Here is a 21742-nt window from a genome sequence, read left to right as displayed (position 1 = left end):
AGGTAAAGAGCAGCGCAGGAACCGGAGCGTATAGATATACGTGAGGATTCCGAGCAGCACATGAGCCTTGATCACGGTCTCGCAGTAAGCGCGTGCACAGGTTCTTAGTCATCGCCATAACCGAGACTACGCAGGGCGCGCTCGTCATCGGCCCAGCCAGACTTGACCTTGACCCACAGCTCAAGGTGCACCTTGTTCTGGAACAACCGCTCCATGTCGAGGCGTGCCTCTGTGCCTATGGTCTTGATCTTCTCACCCTTGTTGCCGATGACCATCTTCTTCTGGCCTTCGCGTTCCACCAGGATCAGGCCATGGATGTGGTACAGACCGTTCTCTTCCACCTTGAAGCGTTCGATCTCGACCGTCACCGAGTAAGGCAGCTCCTCACCGGTGAAGCGCATCAGCTTCTCGCGGATGATCTCGGAGGCCATGAAGCGGGATGAGCGATCGGTCACGTAATCTTCCGGGAAGAAGTGATCGTTTTCCGGCAGCAGATCCTTGGCCCACTCGCGGATCTTCTCCACGTTGGTGCCCTTCTCGGCACTGATGGGCAGGATGTGGGCAAACTTCATCTGCTGGCCGAGCCACTCCAGGTGGGGCAGCAGATCTTCCTTGTCCTTGACGTTATCGACCTTGTTGACCGCCAGCACCACGGGACAGGGCAGATGGCGCAACTTGCCGAGCACCATCTCGTCATCCTTGGTCCAGTGAGTCCCGTCGACCATGAATACCACCATGGCCACGTCCCCCAGCGAACTGGTGGCGGCGCGGTTCATCAGCCGGTTGATGGCCCGCTTCTCTTCGATGTGCAGACCCGGGGTATCCACAAAGATGGTCTGGTAGTTGTCCTCGGTGTCGATCCCCAGGATCCGGTGACGGGTGGTCTGGGGTTTCTTCGAGGTGATGCTGACCTTCTGGCCAAGCAGCTTGTTGAGCAGGGTGGACTTGCCCACGTTGGGGCGGCCCACGATGGCGACAAAGCCGCAATAGGTGGTATCTGTATCTGTCATGACAGTCTTTCCAATGCTTGCTGCGCCGCAGCCTGTTCGGCCTTGCGGCGGCTGGTGCCGACCCCGACCAGCGGACCTGCCAGGCCATCCACGTCACACTGGACGGTGAATTCCTGATTGTGGGCTTCGCCCTTGACGTTGGTCACTGTGTAGGTCGGCAGGGATTTACGGCTTCCCTGCAAAATTTCCTGCAGCCGGGTCTTGGGATCCTTCTGCTCGATGCCCGGCTTTATCTCTTCCAGGCGGCTGGCGTACCAGTTGAGCAGCAAGGTCCGCACCGTCTCCAGATTGGTATCCAGATAGACTGCGCCGATCACCGCCTCGACCGTGTCGGCCAGGATGGACTCACGGCGAAAACCGCCGCTCTTGAGCTCACCCGGCCCCAGGATCAGGTGATCACCGAGGTCAAATTCCCGGCCGAGTTCGGCCAGGGTTTTTTCACGCACCAGGGTGGCACGCATCCGGCTGAGATCCCCTTCCGCCGCTTGCGGGAAGCGGTGGAACAGCTCATCGGCAATCACCAGACTCAGGATGGAGTCACCCAGAAATTCCAGTCGCTCGTTGTGACGGGAACCGGCGCTGCGGTGAGTCAGCGCCCGAGTCAATCGTTCTTGATCTTGAAAGACATGCCCGAGACGGGACTGCAGTCTGTTCATTTTGATATTCATTTACTTGATTCCGCCAATGCGGTTGAAGCGCACACCGGTCGGTACCCAGCTTGGCAACAGGGAACCTTCCTCACGCTCGAATTCGAAACTGATCCAGATGGCGACCGCTTTACCCACCAGGTTCTGCTCGGGCACGAAGCCCCAGAACCGGCTGTCGGTACTGTTGTCGCGGTTGTCACCCATCACGAAATAGTGGCCTTCCGGCACCACCCACTCGTCGGGGTAAGTGCCTGGCTGACGGTAATAACGGTCGACCAGATCGGGCATCAGGGGGTTGCGCAGGGTTTCGTGAGAGACGGGGCCGAGCTGTTCGGTATAACGATCCAGCGGGATCCCCATCTGGCTAAATTCGCCCCTTTGTTCAAACTTGACGTCGAGCTTCTTGAAGCCCGGGCACGTTTTCCCTTCCTGCTCTTCGCACTTGGGTCTGATCATCAGCTCCTTGTTGCGATAGATGACCCGATCCCCCGGCATGCCGACCACTCGCTTGATGTAGTCCACCCGGGTATCCAGCGGATACTTGAACACCACCACATCGCCGCGAGCCGGCTCGCCGGTCTCGAGGAACTTGGTGTTGGTCACGGGATCACGCAGGCCGTAGGCGAACTTCTCCACCAGGATAAAGTCGCCCACCAGCAAGGTGGGCATCATGGAGCCAGACGGGATCTGGAACGGTTCGAAGATGAAGGAACGCAGGATCAGCACCAGTGCAATGACCGGGAAGACCCCGCCAGTCTGTTCAATCCAGACCGGCATGGGGGCCACCTTGGCCAGCGTTCTCTCATCGACATTCGGGCCGGCATTGGCACGGGCAGCCGCCACCTTGGCCGCCCGTTGCTTGGACCAGACCAGCTTGTCGACAGTCCAGATGATGCCGGTCAGCAGGGTGACAATCGCCAGGATCAGGGAAAAGGTGCTTGCCATCGATTAGTCCTTGCCTACGTGGAGGATAGCGAGGAAGGCCTCTTGCGGCACGTCGACACGGCCGACAGACTTCATCCGCTTCTTGCCTTCTTTCTGCTTGTTCAGCAGCTTCTTCTTCCGGCTCACGTCACCACCGTAACACTTGGCGGTCACGTCTTTGCGCAGGGCCTTGACGGTGCTGCGCGCGATGATCTGGTTGCCGATAGACGCCTGAATGGCGATATCGAACATCTGGCGCGGGATCAGCTCACGCATCTTCTCCACCACCTGGCGACCGCGATACTGGGCGTTCTCCTTGTGGGTGATGATGGCAAGGGCATCAACCCGCTCACCGTTGATCATGATGTCGAGGCGCACCATGTCGGAGGTCTCGAAGCGCTTGAAGCCGTAATCCAGCGAGGCGTAACCACGACTGGTGGATTTCAGGCGGTCGAAGAAATCGAGCACCACTTCCGCCATCGGAATTTCGTAGGTCAGCGCCACCTGCTTGCCGTGATAGACCATGTTGGTCTGCACGCCACGCTTCTCGATACAGAGCGTGATGACGTTGCCCATGTACTCTTGCGGCAGCAAGATGTTGCACTCGGCGATGGGCTCGCGCATCTCCTTGATGTTGTTGACCGCAGGCATGGCAGACGGGCTGTCGATGCGGATGGTCGAGCCGTCGTTGAGCTCGATCTCGTACACCACGGTCGGCGCCGTGGTGATGAGGTCCAGATCGTATTCCCGCTCCAGACGCTCCTGGATGATCTCCATGTGCAGCATGCCGAGGAAGCCACAACGGAAGCCGAAGCCAAGCGCAGTGGAGCTCTCCGGTTCGAAGAACAGGGAGGCATCGTTGAGGGACAGCTTGTCCAGCGCATCACGGAACGACTCGTAGTCATCGCTGGAGATGGGGAACAGGCCCGCATACACCTGCGGCTTGACCTTCTTGAAGCCCGTCAGCGCCTTGTCGGCACCGTTCTTGGCCTGGGTCAGGGTATCGCCCACGGGCGCGCCGTGGATGTCCTTGATGCCGCAGACGACCCAACCTACCTCGCCACAGCCCAGGCCCATGGTATCCACTTGCTTTGGTGTGAAGATACCGATGCGATCGACACCCCACACCTGGCCGGTGCTCATCACCTTGATCTTGTCATTCTTCTTGAGCGAACCGTTCTTGATCCGCACCAGGGAGACGACGCCGAGGTAGGAGTCGAACCAGGAGTCGATGATCAGCGCCTGCAGCGGGGCATCAGGATCCCCTTCCGGTGCTGGGATGCGGGCCACGATCTCTTCGAGCACCAGATCGACACCCAGGCCGGTCTTGGCGGAGCAGCGCACCGCTTCCATGGCATCGATGCCGACGATGTCTTCGATCTCTTCCGCAACCCGCTCGGGTTCGGCGGCCGGCAGGTCGATCTTGTTCAGGATCGGCACCACTTCCAGCTCCATCTCCATGGCGGTGTAGCAGTTGGCCAGAGTCTGTGCCTCAACCCCCTGACCGGCATCCACCACCAGCAAAGCCCCTTCACAGGCCGCCAATGAGCGGGAGACCTCGTAGGAGAAATCCACGTGGCCCGGGGTGTCGATAAAGTTCAGCTGATAGGTGTTACCGTCTTGTGCCTGGTAGTTCAGGGTCACACTCTGTGCTTTGATGGTAATGCCGCGCTCGCGCTCCAGATCCATGGAGTCAAGCACCTGAGCCTGCATCTCACGGTCGGACAGGCCGCCACAAGTCTGGATCAGACGGTCCGACAGGGTCGATTTACCGTGGTCGATGTGCGCAATAATCGAAAAGTTACGAATGTGTTTCATCGAGCAAGAATCACTCAAAATTAAGTTAGGGTCGGATATGAGGGCAGGATTTTACTGGATAACCCGGTCGACGGCCAATCTTTAGTCGACGGGGGCCAGAAATAGAGCCTTGCCACTCCAGAGAACTCGCGGGCTCTGGACACGGTTGCGAGCATGAAAGAGCCAGGGATTGCGACTCGCCAGTCAGGAGAGGTGACGGGTACTGAGTACCACGCCGAGCATGCGGGGACCATATTCCCCTTGCTCAAGCCGGGCAGAAAAGTAACGAACCAGTAAAAAACCGATGCCGCCACCCAGCAGACAGCTGAGGATGGTCACACCCTCGCCCGCCGACAGCAGTGGTGCCAGCCAGAGCTGACCGAGCAAGGCACCGAGCAGCAGGCAGAACAGCGGCAACACATAGACCAGCGCCGCGCCTCGCAGGAGACTCGCCTGCGGAATACCAAGCCGGATCTGCTGGCCGACGCTCACCTCACCGGAAAGCGCCACCCGCAACCGCTGCGACTTGATGGGGAATGCCTTGGCGACGGTGCCGGTACCGCAGTTGGACTGCTGATGGCAACCGCTGCAGGCGGAGCGCCGTTCGCACTCCACCCAGGCATATTGCCCATCGATGGCCACCACGGTCGCCAGCTCTTCACTCATTTCACTCACCTGACGACTCCAGACTAACAGCTATGGATTTATCCAATCTGAACACGCCCGTCCCGCCGCGGCAAGCGCAATAGATGCATCTCGGGGGAAGCTTTATTGCACCGCCGCGTTACGCGTCAGCGGCTGCACCGACTCGGCGATGCGTTTGGCGGTCTCGGCCGGCACTTCCCCGACCACGGTGATCTCCACCCCGACTTCGTTGACATAGCTCACCAGCGAGGTGGCGCCCTGGCGGATCAGCTGCTGGCGCACTGCCTGTTTGGGATCCACCCTGGCCACGTAGACCGAGAGATCCACCAGCCCATCGGAGAGCATCATGTAATCCACCGGCTGGCTGGTGCTGACCAGCTGATGCCGGTCCTGCGACAATACCTTGAAGCCGCCCGGCAGCCAGGTCAAATGCCAGCTCAGGGTCTGCTGGGGGGCCGGATAGGCATCCTCCAGCTCCAGTGCCTCGGGTAGCTTGCTGTTGACCAGCGCCACCAGCCAGGGGGCCGGCGCCGACTGCCGGTCCAGATCCACCCCCAGTACCTGCTCGACCAGATTCCCCTCCCGGTCCACCATGTCGACCCGCAGCAGCAGATGGCTCTGTTCGTCAATCCAGAGCACGAAGCCGTATTTGTCCGTTTCCTTCGGCACCAGTCGGACAACCTGCGCCACCAGACCGGCAACCCGGCTACGGCCGGCCAGCACGGGATCATAGCTTTCCAGCACCCGTGGCAGCGGCATCTTCACCAGCGTCGACCAGACCCCGGGGAAGCGGGCACCCTTGAGGGTGTAGGGCTCGTGGGTATTTTCGAAGAAGGTGAATTCATTCTGACGTTGCAGGTACTCCACCGTCTTGCCATCGAGATAGCTCAGGTGAGCCACCTCCTTGCCATCGATCACCCCGTGGCTGAAGCGAATGGGTTCGAGGCGCCCCTGACGGGCCTTGACCATGGATAACTCGAAATTCTGATGCGAAACGGCACTCTGCATCTGCTGCAACAAGGCCTCGGCCGACATATCGTCGGCCGAGGCCTTGGCACAAATCAGCAGGAGAGAAGCCAGCAAGATACGGCTGGACTGGCGCACGGTCTGATCCCTAAAAATGCGTTATTCCTGAATCTGCTTGTCTTGCAGCAGACGTTGTTGCAACTGATGGTCACGCAGGAAGGCATTGATCCGCGCACGCTGCTCTTGCATCTGTTGCTCGTTCAACCCTTGTTGACGGGCGGTGGCGCGGTTGCCATCTTGCGGGTAGTGCACGCTCACCGGCGTCGCACTGCCACCTACCGGTATGGTATTGAGCACCGGGTTGGTCGGCATGCCGTCATGGCCCTGATACTGCTGTACCCCGAAGATGACAGCGGCGGCAACCGACGCGGCAATGGCGTACTGCCCTACCTGTTGGCTGACCCGGCGCAGCAAGGGCACGACCTTGGCAGCGGTGTGCACCTGTGGCGCGCTTGGCTGCACCGGCTTGGGCGCCAGTATGGTCGGTTCGTCTTCCAGCGCCAGCATGATGCTGTCGCTCAGATCCAGTTGCAGATTGACCGGCAGGTCGCCCCGCATGGCATCACCAATAAGATGGTAACGAGCCCAGGTATCTTGCAGAGCGGGATCCGTTCCCAGCTCATTCAGTACCTCGACTTCGCTCAAATCGCCATCCATCAGGGCTGAGAGTTGCTCTTGATTTGCCATAAGTTTGCCTGTCTTTCCCCAGTTTAATTCTCGATCAGAGGTTGCAGCTTTTTGTCGATTGCTTCCCTCGCCCGGAAGATGCGGGATCTCACCGTACCCACAGGGCAATCCATGATCTCCGCAATCTCTTCGTAGCTCAGCCCTTCCAGTTCACGAAGGGTGATCGCTGTTCTCAAGTCTTCAGGCAAGGCTTCTATGGCGGTAAACACGGTGCGCTTGATCTCGTCGGTCAGCGCCAGGTTTTCCGGAGTGGCCACCTCTTGCAAGGCTTCACCACCACCATAATATTCAGCCTCATCTGCTTCGACATCACTGCTGGGCGGTCTGCGCCCCTGTGAGGTCAGGTAATTTTTGGCCGTATTGACGGCGATCCGGTACAACCAGGTGTAAAACGCGCTCTCGCCACGGAATGTCGGCAACGCACGGTAAGCCTTGATGAAAGCCTCCTGCGCCACGTCCGGTACATCGCCCGGATTGTTGACATACCTGGCCACCAAGTTGACCACCTTATGCTGGTATTTTTTTACCAACAGGTTGAATGCATTTTTATCGCCACGCTGGACCCGTTCAACCAGCTGTTCGTCCAGTAGATTCTGGTCGCTCATCAGAGCCGTAAAACCCCCATCAGGTTATCGTTTTTCTTTTCCGGCCCTTTCTAAGCGCACAAGTTCAGACAGGAGGAATCAGAGAAAGTTCGCTTGCATTGAAAAAAATGTGATGCGGGCTGCATCACAACCCCCCTTGGGCTACCATGGGGCCAGTTCTTAATCCAGGCCAATGATACTTATGAAAGCAAGTGTTGAATACCTTTGCGACGTACTGATCATTGGCAGCGGTGCCGCTGGTCTGTCCCTCGCGTTGCGGTTGGCAGATCAGGCCAAAGTCCTGGTTCTGAGCAAGGGGCCCATCAGTGAGGGGGCCACTTTCTATGCGCAAGGAGGCATCGCTGCCGTGTTCGACGAGACCGACAGCATCGAATCCCATGTGAGCGACACGCTCAACGCCGGGGCAGGGCTCTGTGACTCTGCCGTGGTGGAGTTCACCGCCCGCAACGCCCGCGACTCCATCCAGTGGTTGATCCAACAGGGTGTCCCCTTCGATCAGGAAGAAGATGCAGAAGGCGAGTCCCACTATCACCTGACCCGGGAAGGGGGCCACAGCCATCGCCGCATCTTCCACGCGGCTGACGCCACCGGCAAGGCGGTACAGCTCACCCTGATCGATCAGGTGCGTGCCCACCCCAACATCCGATTGATGGAACGCTTCAACGCGGTGGATCTCATCACCACCCGCAAGCTCGGCCTGCCGGGCAACAAGGTACTCGGTGCCTATGTCTGGAACCGCAACGTCGAACAGGTCGAGGTGATCCGTGCCCGCTTCGTGGCGCTGGCCACAGGCGGCGCTTCCAAGGTGTATCAATATACCTCCAACCCGGATGTGAGCTCGGGGGATGGCATCGCCATGGCCTGGCGCGCCGGTTGCCGGGTGGCGAATCTGGAGTTCAACCAGTTCCACCCCACCAGCCTGTTCCACCCCGACGATCCCAACTTCCTGCTGACCGAAGCCCTGCGCGGGGAAGGCGCCTATCTGCGCCGCCCGGACGGCAGCCGCTTCATGTCGGATTTTGATCCCAGGGAAGAACTGGCGCCGCGAGACATCGTCGCCCGCGCCATCGACCATGAGATGAAGCGGCTCGGCGCCGACTGCATGTATCTCGACATCAGCCACAAGCCGGCGGACTTCATCGTCAAGCACTTCCCCACCATCCATGAACGCTGCCTCGCGGTCGGCATCGACATCACCAAGGAAGCCATGCCCATAGTGCCGGCGGCCCACTACACCTGCGGCGGCGTGATGATCGACGGCAACGGCCAGACCGATATTCCCGGTCTGTACGCCATCGGTGAGGTGACCTACACCGGCCTGCACGGCGCCAACCGCATGGCCTCCAACTCTCTGCTCGAATGCGTGGTCTATGCCCATCAGGCAGGGGCCGACATCCTGGCCAAGCTGCCCATGAGCGTGGAGCCGCCCAAGCTGCCAGCCTGGGACGAGAGCCAGGTCGACGATTCGGATGAGCAGGTAGTGATCCAACACAACTGGCACGAGCTGCGGCTGATGATGTGGGACTATGTGGGCATAGTGCGTACCAACAAGCGCCTCGCCCGCGCCAAGCGCCGTATCGATCTGCTCAAGCAGGAGGTACAGGAGTACTACGCGAACTTCCGGGTCTCCAACAACCTGCTGGAGCTGCGCAATCTGCTGCAGGTGGCCGAGCTCATCGTCAACTGCGCCCTGCAACGCAAGGAGTCCCGTGGCCTGCATTACAACCTGGATTACCCGGATATGCAGCCGGACCCCAAACCTACGGTACTGACCCCGGATCGGGAATAATCCTGCCTGCTGTAAACAGATAACCCCGCTTCGGCGGGGTTATCTGTTTATTGGCGGCCGAAAACGTCCCTTATCGGAGCGGCGCAAGATGGATGGCGCGGGCCAGGGCACGGTAGTGTTCGGGGGCTAGCGCATCCGAGAACAGCCAGAGCGGGGTCTCAACACCCGCCTCCCCTTGCAGCCGCAACCAGAGCACGCAGGGCAGAATGCGGCTGCGCGAACCCAGCCGATAACGCTGCCCCTGCCAGTCCAGCCATTCACCGTCCCAGACCAGCTCACCAAAGACACGCTGGCTACGCCGCCAGGTGAGCCAGAGCCCCGTCAGCCAGCACGGCAGGAACAGCCCCCACTGCCAGCCCTGGATCAGGCTGGCGGTGGGCCACAGCAGTAACAAAAACAGGATAAACAGCAGCCTGCGCTGCTGCCGGGAGACAATGACGGGCATGGACACCCGCATCGGGGGATCAGCGCAGTTGGTCGTGACGGGCCTGGTTGCGCTCCAGGATCAGCGGGATCATGGCGGCGAAGGCAGGATCTTGCGGCACGCCGTGGCCCATGCACCATTTGAACAGATCCGGATCATCGCTTTCGAGCAGGCGGATGAAGGTCTGTTGCTGCTCCTCATCCAGAGCATCGAATTCATGTTCAAGAAAAGGCATAAAGATCACATCCAGCTCGAGCATGCCGCGGCGGCAGGCCCATTTCAGGCGGGACTTTTCAATTGGGCTCAACATGGAACTCTCCTTACAAAGACCCGGGAATGGTAGCAGCTGGATTTTCCGGCTGACAAACATTCCTTACGTCTTTACCATGCAGGTCACATACTTTCTGTCTCTGGAATACCATCGTGAGCCTGCCAACGCCTGTTTTTCCTGCCGAGCCGACCCTCTTCTCCCTGACTGACGTCGCCATCACCCGCTTGTGCGGCCTCGATCGTGCCAAATATCTGCAAGGCCAGGTCACCTGCGACGTCAACGCTCTGCAACCGGGTCAGAGCACCTTCGGCGGCCACTGCGATCCCAAGGGCAAGCTGTGGAGCGATTTTCGCCTGCTCTGTCTGGCCGACAGCCTGCTGCTGCTGACCAAACCTTCCGTATTGGTCCGTCAGCTGCCCGAGCTCAAGAAGTTTGCTGTGTTCGCCAAGGTAGAGATCGACAACTATCCGGGGCAGGCGGTCGGCGTGGCGGGTCAGGGCACTGATGCCTGGATTGCTGCTCGCTTTGGTGTGCAAGGGACGGCCCTTATCGAAGGCGGCATGGCGGTGCAGGTGGAAGCGGATCGTTGGCTGCTGGTGAACGAGCAGCCGCTAGAGCTCGACTTGCCCGCCGGGCAGGAGTCACTCTGGTGGGGGCTGGACATCAAGGCCGGCATCCCGCATCTGGAAGCCGTGCATCAGGGCGAGTACATCCCCCAGATGCTGAACCTGCAGGCGCTGGAGGGCATCAGCTTCACCAAGGGTTGCTACATGGGCCAGGAGATCGTGGCCCGCGCCAAGTATCGCGGCGCCAACAATCGCGCCCTGTTCGTGCTGGCGGGCACCGCTACCGGCCCGGTTGCCAGCGGCGATGCCCTGGAGATCCGGCTCGGTGACAACTGGCGCCGTAGCGGCATGGTGCTCAACGCCTGGCAGCAGGAGGGGCAGCTGTGGCTCACCGCCGTGTTGCCCAAAGACACCGAGGCCGACGCCGAGTTTCGTCTCAAGCAGGACGAGGCCGCCAGCCTGCGCCTGCAACCCCTGCCCTACCCGCTGGTCGACTGACCCTTCCTCTCGGTAGATCTGATTTAACGAGGCACCCGCGCCAGCAGTGCCTCCTTGAGCCAGTGCCCCGCCTGTCCGAGCGGGCGGGCGCGATGCCACTGCAGCTCCAGCGCCAGCTCGGCCTGGGCGATGAAATCCGGTTGTAACATCACCACTTCCCCCCGCGCCAGCGGTCGATGCAGCAGGAAATCGGGCACTGCCGCCCAGCCCAACCCCAGTTTCACCAACTCCAGAATGCCGAGATCCCCCTCGACCCACCACACCTGGGGCGAGAGCCGGAAGCGGTTGCGCTCCGTCCCCTCCCGGCGGCCCGTCACCATCAGCTGTCGGGCGCCTTGCAGATCGCTTTCTCGCAGCGGCGTCTTGTGTGCCAGGGGGTGATCCGGCGAGACCACCAGCGGCATGTTGACGGCCCCCAGTGAACGGGCCACCAGTTCCCGCACCGGTTGCACCTGCTGATAGCTGATGCCGAGCTGGGCCCGTCCGCTCTTGAGCAGATCGGTCACGTCTTCCATCAGGGGGAACAGCAGCTCCAGCTCCACCGTCGGGTAGCGGGTGGCGAACGCCTCCAGCAGGGCGCCGAGCCAGGGCAGATGGGAATCATCATCGATGGCCAGGGTGAGCCGCGACTCTATGCCGCTGGCCAGCTCGCCGGCGATGGCCTGCAGCCGCTCGCTCTGGGCCAGCAGCACGCTGGCCTCCTGCTGGATCCGCGCCCCCGCCACCGTCAGCACCGGGTAGCGGCCGCTGCGATCGAACAGCTCGAGGCCAAGATCGATCTCCAGATTGGCGATGGCGGTGCTCACCACGGATTGCGCCTTGCCCAATTTGCGGGCGGCGGCGGAGAAAGATCCGGTCTCGGCCGTCGCCAGTAGCGCCTTGAGTTGTTCCAGCGAAGGGGTCATCAGCCTGCTCCTGTCATGCCCGGGCCGCGGTTTGGCCCAGCGATGTATCTATTTTAGCGATAGATACCAACGTGAACCTATCGGTAAATCGCGATAAATTGCCCCCCATCAACCGTTGTTAATCGAGATAAGGGAGACATAAAGATGCGTAATACCCGTGACCGCCTGCGCCATGCCATTGGTTTCGAACTGATTGGCCTGCTGATCGCCGCCCCGCTGGCGAGCTGGGTCACCGGCGTCGGTCTCAACCACATGGGGCCGCTGGCTCTGTTCTTCTCGGTGGTCGCCACCGTCTGGAACTATGTCTACAACATCGGCGTGGACAAGCTGCTGCTGCGCTATCAGGGGCATACCCACAAGACGCTGTGGCAACGGGTGCTGCATACCTTTGGTTTCGAGGGGGGCTTGCTGATCGTCGCCCTGCCGGCCATGTGCTGGTGGCTTAACGTTGGCCTGCTGGAGGCGCTGCTGCTGGATCTGGGCTTCGTGGTGTTCTACCTGGTCTATGCCTTCGTCTACAACTGGAGCTATGACAAGGTATTCCCCATCCCGAGCCAGTCAGCCCAGCGGGTACCTGGCTAATCGAGCAACATCCGAGATGACGAGGCACCATCATGCAGGCTGCATGATGGTGCTGGTTTGAATCGTCAGGGGGCTCAGGCTTGCGCCTTCACCTCTTCGGCGGGCGCGTCGGCCTGGGCCGCTTCCTGGTTCAGCATGGCCTCGAGATCGCTCTGATACTGGTTCAGCATGCGCTGGGCCGCGTGCATGTCACCCTTGTGCAGACGCTCGAACAGATGGTGCTGGATCACGCCGTTGAGGTACTCCACCGTGATGGGTTGCTCCAACGCCGACAACAACTCCTCTTTCTCCAGCTCGGCATTGATCTCGTCGACGCTGGTACGCAGCAGACCGGCCAGTTGCACCAGCATGCGGCGCTCACCCTCACGCAGCAGGCTCAACATGCGGTTTCTCTGCTGCTCATTCTGTTGGGTCATACATTTCCTTACGTAGAGTGGGAACAAGCCAGCTCATTTTGCCCTGTCCTTTTCACAGCGTCCATCTCGGCTACACCACTTATTTACAGGTCGGATAACCGGGCGTGCATCGGGTGCTATTTGCCCCTTTGCTCGGTATAGTAACCGCTGATCCAGAGGGCCGAGCGGCCCCCTCAGACGAGACATGCCACACCATGACCGACGCCATTCTGGTGCTCTGCACCTGTCCGGATGAAGCCAGTGCCGACCTCATCTGCGAGCAACTGCTAAACCGCCGCCTCGCCGCCTGCATCAATCAACTGCCAGGGCTCACCTCCGTCTATCGCTGGCAGGGGCAGATCGAGCGCAGTCGCGAGATCCAGCTCATCATCAAATCCAGATCCTGCCTGTTCGAGCCGCTGCGCCAATGTATCCTGGACCATCATCCCTACGAGGTGCCGGAGATCCTGGCACTGCCGACCAGCCAGGGCCATCAGCCCTATCTCGACTGGCTGACCCAGGAGACCTCATGATGTTGCGCCCCTTGATCTCTTCTCTGCTCATCCTGCTGGCCCTGCTGGCCTCCCCCGCGCAGGCCAGCGGCCAGGACCTGCTCAGCAGCCTCGGCATCGAGACCCGTGCACAGCCCCAGTTTCTGAAAGTCGATGAAGCCTTCCGTCTTCAGAGCGAGCAGCAGGGAGACAAGCTGCTGCTGACCTTGCAGATCGCCGATGGCTACTACCTCTATCGCCATCGCTTCAGCTTCAAGGGGGAGAACCTCGCCTTCCAGACCCCCGAGTTGCCCGCCGGCGCCGCGCACGAAGATGACTTCTTCGGCAAGACCCAGGTCTATTACCAGCAGGTCGAGATCCCCCTCACCCTGACCGAGGCAGGCAAGGCGGCCAGCCTCACTGTCAGCTATCAGGGCTGCACCGAGGGGCTGTGCTATCCACCCACCGATCAGCGCGTCGAGGTGCAGCCCCTTGCGGCCACATCGTCTGTCGGCGAGGTGGGAGCGGCGACTCGCTCCGAGACGGCCAGCGCCGCCACCAGCAGCCAGCAGGATCAACTGGCCGCCGCCCTCGGCAGCCAGGGCTTCTGGCTCAGCCTCGCCGCCTTCTTCGCGCTGGGGCTGGGGCTCGCCTTCACCCCCTGTGTCTTCCCCATGTACCCCATCCTGACCGGCATCATCGCCGGCGCAGGTCAGCGCCTCTCCACCCGTCGCGCCTTCCTGCTCTCCTTCGTCTACGTACAGGGCATGGCCATCACCTACACCCTGCTCGGGCTGGTGGTTGCCTCGGCCGGCTTGAAATTCCAGGCCGCGCTGCAACACCCCTATGTGCTGATCGGCCTGTCGGTGATGTTCGTGCTGCTGGCGCTCTCCATGTTCGGGCTCTATAGCCTGCAACTGCCGAGCAGCCTGCAGACCCGGCTCTCCGGCCTCTCCAATCGTCAGCAGGGCGGCTCTGTGGTGGGCGTCGGCATCATGGGCATGGTCTCCGGCCTGGTCTGCTCCCCCTGCACCACGGCGCCGCTGTCGGGCGCCCTCATCTACGTGGCCCAGAGCGGCGATCTCTGGCTCGGCGGCGCAGCCCTCTATGCGCTCTCCTTGGGTATGGGACTGCCACTGCTGCTGCTCGGTACCTCGGGGGGCAAGCTGCTGCCCAGAGCCGGCGCCTGGATGGATGTGATCAAGCAGCTGTTTGGCTTCGCGCTGCTGGCGGTGCCTCTGCTGCTGCTCTCCCGCCTGTGGAGCGAAGAGATCACTACCCTGGCCTGGCTGGTCTGGGGGCTGGCGCTCTGTGCCTATCTCTATCACCACAACCAGCACAGGCCCCATTCGGTGGGCAAGAGCCTGTGCGGCTTCGCCCTGCTGCTGGCGATGATGGGCACCGTGCTGGTAGCCAAGGATCTGTTGCTGCCAGACCCGCGCGCCGTCGCCAGCACCCAGCGCGAGGCACCGCAGTTTATCCGCATCAAGACCCTGGATGATCTCAAGAGCCAGCTCGCCGCCGCCCGCGGCAAGCCGGTGCTGCTGGATCTCTATGCCGACTGGTGCGTGGCCTGCAAGGAGTTCGAGCACAAGACCTTCAGTGACCCGGCGGTGCGGGCGCGCTTCGCCGACATGATGCTGCTGCAAGCGGATGTCACCGCCAATGACGATGCCGACGTCGAGCTGCTTAACGGCCTCAACGTACTGGGGCTGCCGACCCTGATCTTCTTCGATAGCGCCGGCAATGAAGTGAGCGGCCAACGGGTGACTGGTTTTATGGGCCCCACCGAGTTCCTCGGTCAACTCGACAAGCTGCGCTGAGGCCAGGCTCGGGGCAAGTGCCCCGAGTCTGCGCCCATACGCCGCTGATTTTTCTGGCTATCCCTTGTATCTGCGAGACGGCGTGGCAGAATTTGCCCTTTCCCGTCTCGTTCGTCCGGAGTTTTGATGAAAAAGTGGTTCATCCCCCTGCTGGCCCTCTGGCTCTATGGTTGTAATGCAGGTCCAGATGAAGAGACAGTTCAGCGCCAGGTCGTCGCCAAGCTGCAGGCAGAGACCGATCCCAATCTGTTTGATATCAGTGACTTCACCGTCATTGGCAAGGAAGAGCGGATGGAAGGCGTCTATCTGATCAAGGTGGGCTATCAGCTGCACTTCAAGCAGGGGCTGGAGCAGTTGCAGATCCTGCACGATGAGGATCTGATCTACGACAGAGTCGGCCCCTTTCAACAGGAGATGGGTCTGATGGAGCTGGAGCGAAAATACGGCGAGTTCGATGAAGGTCAAATTCTGCCGCAAGAAGCCAGCATCTGGATGATGAAGACGGAGCAGGGCTGGCGCCTGGCCGAGCCCGGCCAGACACCAGTACCGAACACTCCCGCCTCCTGACAGCCCCCCGCTTTATCTTGCTGATTTAACCCGGCGCCTCCTCGGCGCCGATCATCTCCTCACAGCAGATCCTTCATCCTGTGCCACAGCATCCCCAGCGCCAGCAGGGGTGAGCGCAGGGAGGGCCCGCCCGGGAAGGTCATATGAGGCACGCTACTGAACAGATCGAAGCCCCGACTCTCCCCCTTGATCGCCTCAGCCACCAGCTTGGCCGCCATGTGGGTGGCGTTGAGGCCGTGGCCCGAGTAGGCCTGGGCATAGAAGACGTTGGGATATTGTTTGAGACGACCGATCTGCGGCAGGCGGTTCGCACCGATGCCTATCATGCCACCCCACTGGAATTCGATGGCGGTGCCCGCGATCTCCGGGAAGACCCGCAGCAACTTGGGCAGCATGAAGGCCTTGATGTCTTTGGGATCCCGGCCCGAATAGTTGCAGGCCCCGCCAAACAACAGCCGGCCATCGGCGGATAACCGGTAGTAGTCGAGCGCCACGTTCTGATCGCACACCGCCATATTTTGGGGCAACAGGCGCTGGCGCAGCCGCTTCTCCAGCACCTCAGTGGCGAGGATATAGGAGCCGGCCGGCAGCACTCGCCCACCCAGCTCGGGATTGAGATCGTTGAGATAGGCGTTGCAGCCGATCACCAGGTAATTTGCGCTGACCCGGCCATGGGCCGTGGTGACCTGCACCCGCTCGCCATAGTCGATGTGGAGAGCCCTGGAGTGCTCGAACAGGGAGACGCCGAGGCTCGCGGCGGCGCGCGCCTCGCCGAGTGCCAGATTGAGGGGATGCAGGTGGCCGGATCCCATGTCGGTCATGCCGCCGATATAGCGATCCGAGCCCACGATCGAGCCCATGTCGGCCCTGGATACCAGCCTGGTCTCATGCCGGTAACCCAGGTTGGCCAGGTGCACCATCTCCTCCTCAAACCCCGCCAGGTGGCGCTGCTTGGTGGCGAGATCGCAATAACCCCAGCGCAGATCGCAGTCGATGTTGAAACGCTCGATGCGCTGGCGCACCAGTTCGACGGCCTCCAGTCCCATTAGATCCAGCTCGCGCACTCCCTGCTCGCCGATCCAGCGGGCAAACTGGCTGGTGTCGTGGCCAATGCCACGGATGAGCTGGCCGCCGTTGCGACCGGATGCCCCCCAGCCGATGCGGTTCGCCTCCAGCAGGGCCACCTTGTAGCCCGCCTCTGCCAGGTTGATGGCGGTGTTGAGGCCGGTGAAGCCGCCACCGATGATGCAGACGTCGGCGTCCAGCTCACCGCTGAGCTCGGGCCACTGCTGATGATCGTTGCGGGTCGCCGCATAGTAGGAGGTGACGTGCTCCTGATGTCCGTGCTGTCTTCCTGTCTGCATACTCAGCATCCTGCCTTGGTCGCATTTGTTTACTAAATTAAACGTTTCTTCATCGATAATACCCAGCCCATGGGCGACTATCCAGCCTGCCGGGATCACATAAATGCAAAAGGTGCCCCAAAGGACACCTCATTATCGCCAGCCACCCGGATTCCGGCTGGGCAGCGCGACCACAATGAAAAAGGCGCCCCGTAGGGCGCCTTTTTATGCAATCAAGGTACGAATTACAGTACGTTGATGGCGTTCAGGTCGGAGAAGGCTTTCTCCAGACGAGCGATCATGGAAGTCTGACCGGCACGCAGCCATACGCGCGGATCGTAGAACTTCTTGTTCGGCTTGTCAGCGCCTTCCGGGTTGCCCAGCTGGCCCTGCAGGTAAGCTTCGTTGGTCTTGTAGAAGTGCAACAGACCTTCCCAGGTCGCCCACTGGGTGTCGGTGTCGATGTTCATCTTCACGACGCCGTAGGAGATGGACTCGCGGATCTCTTCCAGAGTGGAGCCTGAGCCACCGTGGAACACGAAGTCCAGGGACTTGGCCGGCAGACCGAACTTCTCGGAAACGTATTTCTGGGAAGCGTCCAGGATGGACGGGGTCAGCTTGACGTTACCCGGCTTGTACACACCGTGCACGTTGCCGAAGGAGGCAGCGATGGTGAAACGCGGGCTGATCTTGGACAGACGCTCGTAGGCGTAAGCCACGTCTTCCGGCTGGGTGTACAGGGCGGATTGATCCATGTGGCTGTTGTCCACACCGTCTTCTTCGCCACCGGTGCAACCCAGTTCCAGTTCCAGGGTCATGTTCATCTTGGCCATGCGAGTCAGGTACTCACAGCAGATGTCGATGTTCTCTTCCAGCGGCTCTTCGGACAAGTCCAGCATGTGGGAGGAGAACAGCGGCTTGCCGGTTTCGGCGAAGTGCTGCTCGCCCGCGTCCAGCAGACCGTCGATCCACGGCAGCAGCTTCTTGGCAGCGTGGTCGGTGTGCAGGATCACCGGAACCCCGTAAGCGGCAGCAACGGCATGCACATGCTTGGCACCGGAGATGGCACCCAGGATGGCGGCTTGCTGACCTTCCAGCTTCAGGCCCTTACCGGCGGTGAACACGGCACCACCGTTGGAGAACTGAACGATGACCGGAGCCTTCACCTTGGCGGCAGCTTCCAGTACGGCGTTGACGGAGTCGGTACCGACGCAGTTGACGGCTGGCAGAGCGAAGCCGTTTTCCTTGGCGATGGCGAACACTTTTTGAACGTCATCACCAGTGATTACGCCGGGTTTTACGAAGTCGAAAATTTTCTTAGACATGTTAAATCGTCCTGTTCTCGTATGCCGTTAATAAAAAATGGGGGTTCATCATGAACCGGCACAGCGGTCACATGATAAACGAAACGGGAGGCTTTTGCCCCCCGTCCCGGGTCAATTAGGCTTTGGCGCGCTGTTCCAGCATCGCAACGGCCGGCAGTACCTTGCCTTCTACGAACTCCAGGAAGGCGCCGCCGCCAGTGGAGATGTAGGAGACCTTGTCGGCGATGCCGAACTTGTCGATGGCAGCCAGGGTGTCACCACCGCCAGCGATGGAGAAGGCCGGGGAGGCGGCGATCGCTTCGGCGATAACCTTGGTACCTGCAGAGAATTGGTCGAACTCGAACACACCGACCGGACCGTTCCACAGGATGGTCTTGGCGTTCATGATGATGTCGGCCAAGGCCTTGGCAGAGTCAGGGCCGATGTCGAAGATCATGTCGCCGTCAGTCACGTCAGCGACGGACTTGATGGTAGCCGGGGTGGATTCGGAGAACTCGGTACCCACAACTACGTCGGTGGTGACCGGAATGTTGGTCTCAGCGGCCAGTTTCTTGGCGGTGTCGAGCAGGTCATGTTCACACAGGGACTTGCCGACGTTGTGACCGGCAGCGGCGATGAAGGTGTTGGCGATGCCACCACCGACGACCAGCTGATCAGCGATCTTGGAGAGGGATTCCAGCACGGTCAGCTTGGTAGAGACCTTGGAGCCGCCAACGATGGCAACCATCGGGCGCTCGGGCTTCAGCATGGCTTTGCCCAGAGCTTCCAGTTCACCGGCCAGCAGCGGACCGGCACAGGCGATGGGGGCAAATTGGGCAACACCGTAGGTAGAACCTTCGGCGCGGTGAGCAGTACCAAAGGCATCCATAACAAAGACATCACACAGGGCGGCGTATTTTTTGGCCAGCTCTTCGGTGTTTTTCTTCTCGCCCTTGTTGAAGCGGCAGTTTTCCAGCACAACCAGCTCACCGGCGGCGACGTCTACGCCATCCAGGTAATCCTTGGCCAGGCGGACCGGGCAGGACAGAGCGTCTTTCAGATAGTTGACAACCGGAGCCAGGGAGAATTCTTCGTTGTATTCACCCTCGGTCGGACGACCCAGGTGGGAGGTGATCATCAGCTTGGCGCCCTTTTCCAGAGCCAGCTTGATGGTCGGCAGGGTAGCGACGATACGTGCATCGGAAGTGACCTTGCCGTCTTTTACCGGCACGTTCAGGTCAGCACGGATCAGGACGCGTTTACCCGCCAGATCCAGGTCGGTCATCTTGATAACAGACATATTCAGTCCTCTATATTTTCAGGTAATGTTAAAAAAACAGTAACCTTGCACCCGTGCAGGCTCTCAGCCTGCGGCCATCATGGCCCGGGTGGTATCCAGCATGCGGTTCGCGAAGCCCCATTCGTTATCACACCACATCAGCATCTTGACAAGGTTGGCATCGCTCACCCGAGTCTGGGTACCATCAATGATGCAGGAGTGTGCATCATGATTAAAGTCTACGGAAACCAAAGGCTCTTCCGTGTAATCCAGGATACCGCTTAATGTACCTCTGGATGCCCGTTGCAGGGCTTGATTTACGTCAGTAACTGTCACTTTTTTACGTACAGTAATACTGAGATCCATCGCCGTTACGTTGATGGTCGGCACCCGTACCGCGATCGCTTCGAACTTGCCGGCGAAGTGCGGTAGGATCCGCTCCAACCCCTTTGCCAGCTTGGTATCCACCGGGATGATGGACTGGCTGGCTGCTCGGGTTCTGCGCAAGTCACTGTGGTATGCATCGATGACTTGCTGATCGTGCATGGCCGAATGAATTGTCGTAATAGTACCACAATTTATCTCGAACTCTCGATGCAATGTTTCGATGACGGGTACCACACAGTTGGTGGTACAGGAGGCATTGGAGACGATCCGCTCCCGTCCGGTCAGCACCTGATGGTTCACCCCGAAAACGATTGTCGCATCCACGTCCGCATCCGCCGGATGGGAGAACAAGACCTTGCCCGCCCCCGCGCCCAGATGACGCTCGGCATCGGCCCGCGAGCCGAACACCCCGGTGCAATCCAGCACCACGTCCACCCCCAGCGCTCGCCAGGGCAGATTGGCCGGATCCCGCTCGGCAAACAGGGAGATGAGATCCTCCCCCACCAGCATACTGTTGCCCGCCAGCTGCACCGGATGGTGGAAGCGACCGTGGCTGGTATCGAAGCGAGTGAGATGCACCATGGCCTCGGGCGCCGCCAGCTCGTTGATGGCAACTATCTTGATGTTCTTGTCACGGCCGCTCTCGTAGAGGGCCCGCAGCACGTTGCGACCGATGCGCCCGTACCCGTTGATGGCAATCTTGATCATGGAAAAACTGTGTCCTTAGCGAGCACTAAAAGGGCCGATGGATGATTCATGACAGCAAGGCATCCTTGAAGACGCCGCGAGCCAGCAGCGCCGCCCCAAAGACACCGGCACTGTCACCCAGTGCTGGCGCTATGATGGGGGTCGCGAAGCGAGGGTTGAACAGGAAAGGCAGCACCGTCTGCCTGCCAACGCTGTAGAGGCTCTGCAGGTTGCCGACCCCGCCACCGATGACGATGACGTCCGGATCCAGGATGTTGACCACGTTGGCCAACGCCTGACCAAACAGCAGGTGCAAACGATCGATGGTGAGTTTGGCCACATGATCGTGAGCGCTGGCCGCCGCTATCTTGGCCAGCGACAAGTGACGCTTGGCCTTGGCTTCATACCAGGCCTCCAGCGCCGGGCCACTGATGAAGGTCTCGACGCAGCCGCGCTTGCCGCAGTAGCACTCGGGGCCGTCGGGAGAGAGCACGTTATGGCCCCACTCCCCGGCGATGCCGTGGTGGCCGTTGAGGATCTGGCCGTTGATGACGATGCCGGACCCCACGCCGGTGCCCATGATGATGCCGAACACCACCTTGGCCTCGGGATGGTGCTGGCGCACCGCCCCCAAATGGGTTTCCGCAAGGGCGAAGCAGTTCGCGTCATTGGCGATGAGCACAGGCACACCGAGCCTGCGTTCCAAGTCTTCCTTGAACGGCTGGCCGTTGAGCTCGGTGGTGTTGCAGTTCTTCATCAGCTCGGTCTGGGGATCCCGCGCCCCCGGGGTGCCCATGCCGATGATGCTGGGGCGCTGACCGAGTTTCTCAGCACACTCGTCCACCAGCTTGGCAATTTGGCCGATCATGTGCTGATATCCGCCACGTCGTTCGGTGGGAATGCGATGTCGCAGCAGCACCTCGTCGCCGTCCAGCACCACGCACTCGCACTTGGTCCCGCCCAAGTCGATGCCCCAATCCCACGATCTCTTGCTCATGTTGCCTCCTGCATGGCGAGCACGCCGGCCGATACGCGGCCTCAGGCGCTGTCGCTCATCTTGTGTGTGGCCACCGCCACAGATGGCGCAGTG

General features: G+C 60.5%; 23 protein-coding genes. 6 read left to right on the top strand and 17 right to left on the bottom strand.

What is annotated here, in order from left to right:
- Positions 1 to 104: 104 nt before the first annotated feature.
- The 8 genes from era to rpoE form a co-directional block, all read right to left on the bottom strand.
- A complete protein-coding gene (gene era, locus BN1137_RS13115) occupies positions 105 to 1010 on the bottom strand; it encodes a GTPase Era (RefSeq protein WP_050719032.1) in 906 nt (301 codons plus the stop codon).
- Entirely contained in the window at positions 1007 to 1678 is a 672-nt protein-coding gene (gene rnc / locus BN1137_RS13110; RefSeq protein ID WP_050719031.1) for a ribonuclease III, read from the bottom strand. The genes era and rnc overlap by 4 nt, the downstream gene beginning before the upstream one ends.
- Positions 1679 to 2602 (bottom strand): signal peptidase I, encoded by a 924-nt coding sequence (gene lepB / locus BN1137_RS13105; RefSeq protein ID WP_050719030.1) that lies wholly within the window; start codon positions 2600 to 2602, stop codon positions 1679 to 1681.
- A gap of 3 nt (positions 2603 to 2605) precedes the next feature.
- Entirely contained in the window at positions 2606 to 4399 is a 1794-nt protein-coding gene (lepA, locus tag BN1137_RS13100; RefSeq protein ID WP_050719029.1) for a translation elongation factor 4, read from the bottom strand.
- A gap of 183 nt (positions 4400 to 4582) precedes the next feature.
- Positions 4583 to 5044 carry a SoxR reducing system RseC family protein gene (locus BN1137_RS13095; protein WP_050719028.1) on the bottom strand — a complete coding sequence of 154 codons (462 nt, stop codon included), beginning with the start codon at positions 5042 to 5044 and terminating at the stop codon, positions 4583 to 4585.
- A 102-nt stretch (positions 5045 to 5146) separates the two neighbouring features.
- A complete protein-coding gene (locus BN1137_RS13090; RefSeq protein ID WP_050719027.1) occupies positions 5147 to 6127 on the bottom strand; it encodes a MucB/RseB C-terminal domain-containing protein in 981 nt (326 codons plus the stop codon).
- Positions 6128 to 6148: 21 nt separating this feature from the next.
- On the bottom strand, positions 6149 to 6736 hold the full coding sequence (locus BN1137_RS13085) for an RseA family anti-sigma factor (RefSeq protein WP_050719026.1): 588 nt from the start codon (positions 6734 to 6736) through the stop codon (positions 6149 to 6151).
- Positions 6737 to 6759: 23 nt separating this feature from the next.
- Positions 6760 to 7341, bottom strand: coding sequence for an RNA polymerase sigma factor RpoE (rpoE, locus tag BN1137_RS13080; RefSeq protein ID WP_050719025.1), 582 nt, complete (start codon positions 7339 to 7341; stop codon positions 6760 to 6762).
- A gap of 181 nt (positions 7342 to 7522) precedes the next feature.
- Between rpoE and nadB the strand changes: the two genes are divergently transcribed.
- Positions 7523 to 9130, top strand: a complete 1608-nt coding sequence (gene nadB, locus BN1137_RS13075; protein ID WP_050719024.1) for an L-aspartate oxidase — start codon at positions 7523 to 7525, stop codon at positions 9128 to 9130.
- Positions 9131 to 9200: 70 nt separating this feature from the next.
- On the opposite strand, the gene BN1137_RS13070 is transcribed toward nadB, so the two are convergent.
- Complete coding sequence (locus tag BN1137_RS13070) at positions 9201 to 9575, bottom strand: protein YgfX (RefSeq protein WP_157433747.1); 375 nt, start codon at positions 9573 to 9575, stop codon at positions 9201 to 9203.
- 19 nt (positions 9576 to 9594) lie between these two features.
- Positions 9595 to 9864 (bottom strand): FAD assembly factor SdhE, encoded by a 270-nt coding sequence (locus tag BN1137_RS13065; protein ID WP_050719022.1) that lies wholly within the window; start codon positions 9862 to 9864, stop codon positions 9595 to 9597.
- A 113-nt stretch (positions 9865 to 9977) separates the two neighbouring features.
- Between BN1137_RS13065 and ygfZ the strand changes: the two genes are divergently transcribed.
- Positions 9978 to 10889, top strand: coding sequence for a tRNA-modifying protein YgfZ (gene ygfZ, locus BN1137_RS13060; protein WP_050719021.1), 912 nt, complete (start codon positions 9978 to 9980; stop codon positions 10887 to 10889).
- Between the two features lie 23 nt (positions 10890 to 10912).
- Here ygfZ and BN1137_RS13055 read toward each other — a convergent pair whose 3' ends face one another.
- The gene (locus tag BN1137_RS13055) at positions 10913 to 11794 is read right to left on the bottom strand and encodes a LysR family transcriptional regulator (protein ID WP_050719020.1); all 882 of its coding nucleotides are present in this window, start codon (positions 11792 to 11794) and stop codon (positions 10913 to 10915) included.
- Between the two features lie 144 nt (positions 11795 to 11938).
- Between BN1137_RS13055 and BN1137_RS13050 the strand changes: the two genes are divergently transcribed.
- Complete coding sequence (locus BN1137_RS13050) at positions 11939 to 12376, top strand: PACE efflux transporter (RefSeq protein WP_050719019.1); 438 nt, start codon at positions 11939 to 11941, stop codon at positions 12374 to 12376.
- A 74-nt stretch (positions 12377 to 12450) separates the two neighbouring features.
- Here the strand turns inward: BN1137_RS13050 and BN1137_RS13045 are convergent, their stop codons facing one another.
- Entirely contained in the window at positions 12451 to 12792 is a 342-nt protein-coding gene (locus BN1137_RS13045; protein WP_050719018.1) for a hypothetical protein, read from the bottom strand.
- Positions 12793 to 12986: 194 nt separating this feature from the next.
- On the opposite strand from BN1137_RS13045, the gene cutA reads away from it, so the two are divergent.
- From cutA to BN1137_RS13030, 3 genes are all read left to right on the top strand, one after another.
- Positions 12987 to 13304, top strand: coding sequence for a divalent-cation tolerance protein CutA (gene cutA, locus BN1137_RS13040; RefSeq protein WP_050719017.1), 318 nt, complete (start codon positions 12987 to 12989; stop codon positions 13302 to 13304).
- Complete coding sequence (locus tag BN1137_RS13035; RefSeq protein ID WP_050719016.1) at positions 13301 to 15085, top strand: protein-disulfide reductase DsbD; 1785 nt, start codon at positions 13301 to 13303, stop codon at positions 15083 to 15085. The genes cutA and BN1137_RS13035 overlap by 4 nt, the downstream gene beginning before the upstream one ends.
- A gap of 126 nt (positions 15086 to 15211) precedes the next feature.
- Positions 15212 to 15652 (top strand): hypothetical protein, encoded by a 441-nt coding sequence (locus tag BN1137_RS13030; protein WP_050719015.1) that lies wholly within the window; start codon positions 15212 to 15214, stop codon positions 15650 to 15652.
- A gap of 59 nt (positions 15653 to 15711) precedes the next feature.
- Here the strand turns inward: BN1137_RS13030 and BN1137_RS13025 are convergent, their stop codons facing one another.
- From BN1137_RS13025 to BN1137_RS13005, 5 genes are all read right to left on the bottom strand, one after another.
- Positions 15712 to 17025 (bottom strand): NAD(P)/FAD-dependent oxidoreductase, encoded by a 1314-nt coding sequence (locus tag BN1137_RS13025; protein WP_050719014.1) that lies wholly within the window; start codon positions 17023 to 17025, stop codon positions 15712 to 15714.
- A gap of 215 nt (positions 17026 to 17240) precedes the next feature.
- On the bottom strand, positions 17241 to 18320 hold the full coding sequence (gene fbaA, locus BN1137_RS13020) for a class II fructose-bisphosphate aldolase (protein ID WP_050719013.1): 1080 nt from the start codon (positions 18318 to 18320) through the stop codon (positions 17241 to 17243).
- 115 nt (positions 18321 to 18435) lie between these two features.
- Positions 18436 to 19599: a phosphoglycerate kinase gene (locus BN1137_RS13015; RefSeq protein WP_050719012.1), complete on the bottom strand. Its 1164-nt coding sequence runs from the start codon at positions 19597 to 19599 to the stop codon at positions 18436 to 18438.
- A 63-nt stretch (positions 19600 to 19662) separates the two neighbouring features.
- Complete coding sequence (gene epd, locus BN1137_RS13010; RefSeq protein ID WP_050719011.1) at positions 19663 to 20673, bottom strand: erythrose-4-phosphate dehydrogenase; 1011 nt, start codon at positions 20671 to 20673, stop codon at positions 19663 to 19665.
- A gap of 46 nt (positions 20674 to 20719) precedes the next feature.
- Positions 20720 to 21649 (bottom strand): ROK family protein, encoded by a 930-nt coding sequence (locus tag BN1137_RS13005; protein ID WP_050719010.1) that lies wholly within the window; start codon positions 21647 to 21649, stop codon positions 20720 to 20722.
- Positions 21650 to 21742: the final 93 nt, after the last annotated feature.

The organism is Aeromonas tecta, assembly GCF_000820185.1.
Taxonomy (GTDB): domain Bacteria; phylum Pseudomonadota; class Gammaproteobacteria; order Enterobacterales; family Aeromonadaceae; genus Aeromonas; species Aeromonas tecta.
This window is presented reverse-complemented; position numbering and strand designations above follow the sequence as displayed.

Coding starts and splice junctions, on each gene's coding strand:
- BN1137_RS13025 (WP_050719014.1), bottom strand. CDS start 17,025: ATGCTGAGTATGCAGACAGGAAGACAGCACGGACATCAGGAGCACGTC.
- BN1137_RS13045 (WP_050719018.1), bottom strand. CDS start 12,792: ATGACCCAACAGAATGAGCAGCAGAGAAACCGCATGTTGAGCCTGCTG.
- BN1137_RS13035 (WP_050719016.1), top strand. CDS start 13,301: ATGATGTTGCGCCCCTTGATCTCTTCTCTGCTCATCCTGCTGGCCCTG.
- BN1137_RS13095 (WP_050719028.1), bottom strand. CDS start 5,044: ATGAGTGAAGAGCTGGCGACCGTGGTGGCCATCGATGGGCAATATGCC.
- nadB (WP_050719024.1), top strand. CDS start 7,523: ATGAAAGCAAGTGTTGAATACCTTTGCGACGTACTGATCATTGGCAGC.
- rnc (WP_050719031.1), bottom strand. CDS start 1,678: ATGAATATCAAAATGAACAGACTGCAGTCCCGTCTCGGGCATGTCTTT.
- BN1137_RS13065 (WP_050719022.1), bottom strand. CDS start 9,864: ATGTTGAGCCCAATTGAAAAGTCCCGCCTGAAATGGGCCTGCCGCCGC.
- BN1137_RS13005 (WP_050719010.1), bottom strand. CDS start 21,649: ATGAGCAAGAGATCGTGGGATTGGGGCATCGACTTGGGCGGGACCAAG.
- BN1137_RS13055 (WP_050719020.1), bottom strand. CDS start 11,794: ATGACCCCTTCGCTGGAACAACTCAAGGCGCTACTGGCGACGGCCGAG.
- BN1137_RS13015 (WP_050719012.1), bottom strand. CDS start 19,599: ATGTCTGTTATCAAGATGACCGACCTGGATCTGGCGGGTAAACGCGTC.
- fbaA (WP_050719013.1), bottom strand. CDS start 18,320: ATGTCTAAGAAAATTTTCGACTTCGTAAAACCCGGCGTAATCACTGGT.
- BN1137_RS13050 (WP_050719019.1), top strand. CDS start 11,939: ATGCGTAATACCCGTGACCGCCTGCGCCATGCCATTGGTTTCGAACTG.
- rpoE (WP_050719025.1), bottom strand. CDS start 7,341: ATGAGCGACCAGAATCTACTGGACGAACAGCTGGTTGAACGGGTCCAG.
- BN1137_RS13070 (WP_157433747.1), bottom strand. CDS start 9,575: ATGCCCGTCATTGTCTCCCGGCAGCAGCGCAGGCTGCTGTTTATCCTG.
- era (WP_050719032.1), bottom strand. CDS start 1,010: ATGACAGATACAGATACCACCTATTGCGGCTTTGTCGCCATCGTGGGC.
- BN1137_RS13085 (WP_050719026.1), bottom strand. CDS start 6,736: ATGGCAAATCAAGAGCAACTCTCAGCCCTGATGGATGGCGATTTGAGC.
- cutA (WP_050719017.1), top strand. CDS start 12,987: ATGACCGACGCCATTCTGGTGCTCTGCACCTGTCCGGATGAAGCCAGT.
- lepB (WP_050719030.1), bottom strand. CDS start 2,602: ATGGCAAGCACCTTTTCCCTGATCCTGGCGATTGTCACCCTGCTGACC.
- lepA (WP_050719029.1), bottom strand. CDS start 4,399: ATGAAACACATTCGTAACTTTTCGATTATTGCGCACATCGACCACGGT.
- epd (WP_050719011.1), bottom strand. CDS start 20,673: ATGATCAAGATTGCCATCAACGGGTACGGGCGCATCGGTCGCAACGTG.
- BN1137_RS13030 (WP_050719015.1), top strand. CDS start 15,212: ATGAAAAAGTGGTTCATCCCCCTGCTGGCCCTCTGGCTCTATGGTTGT.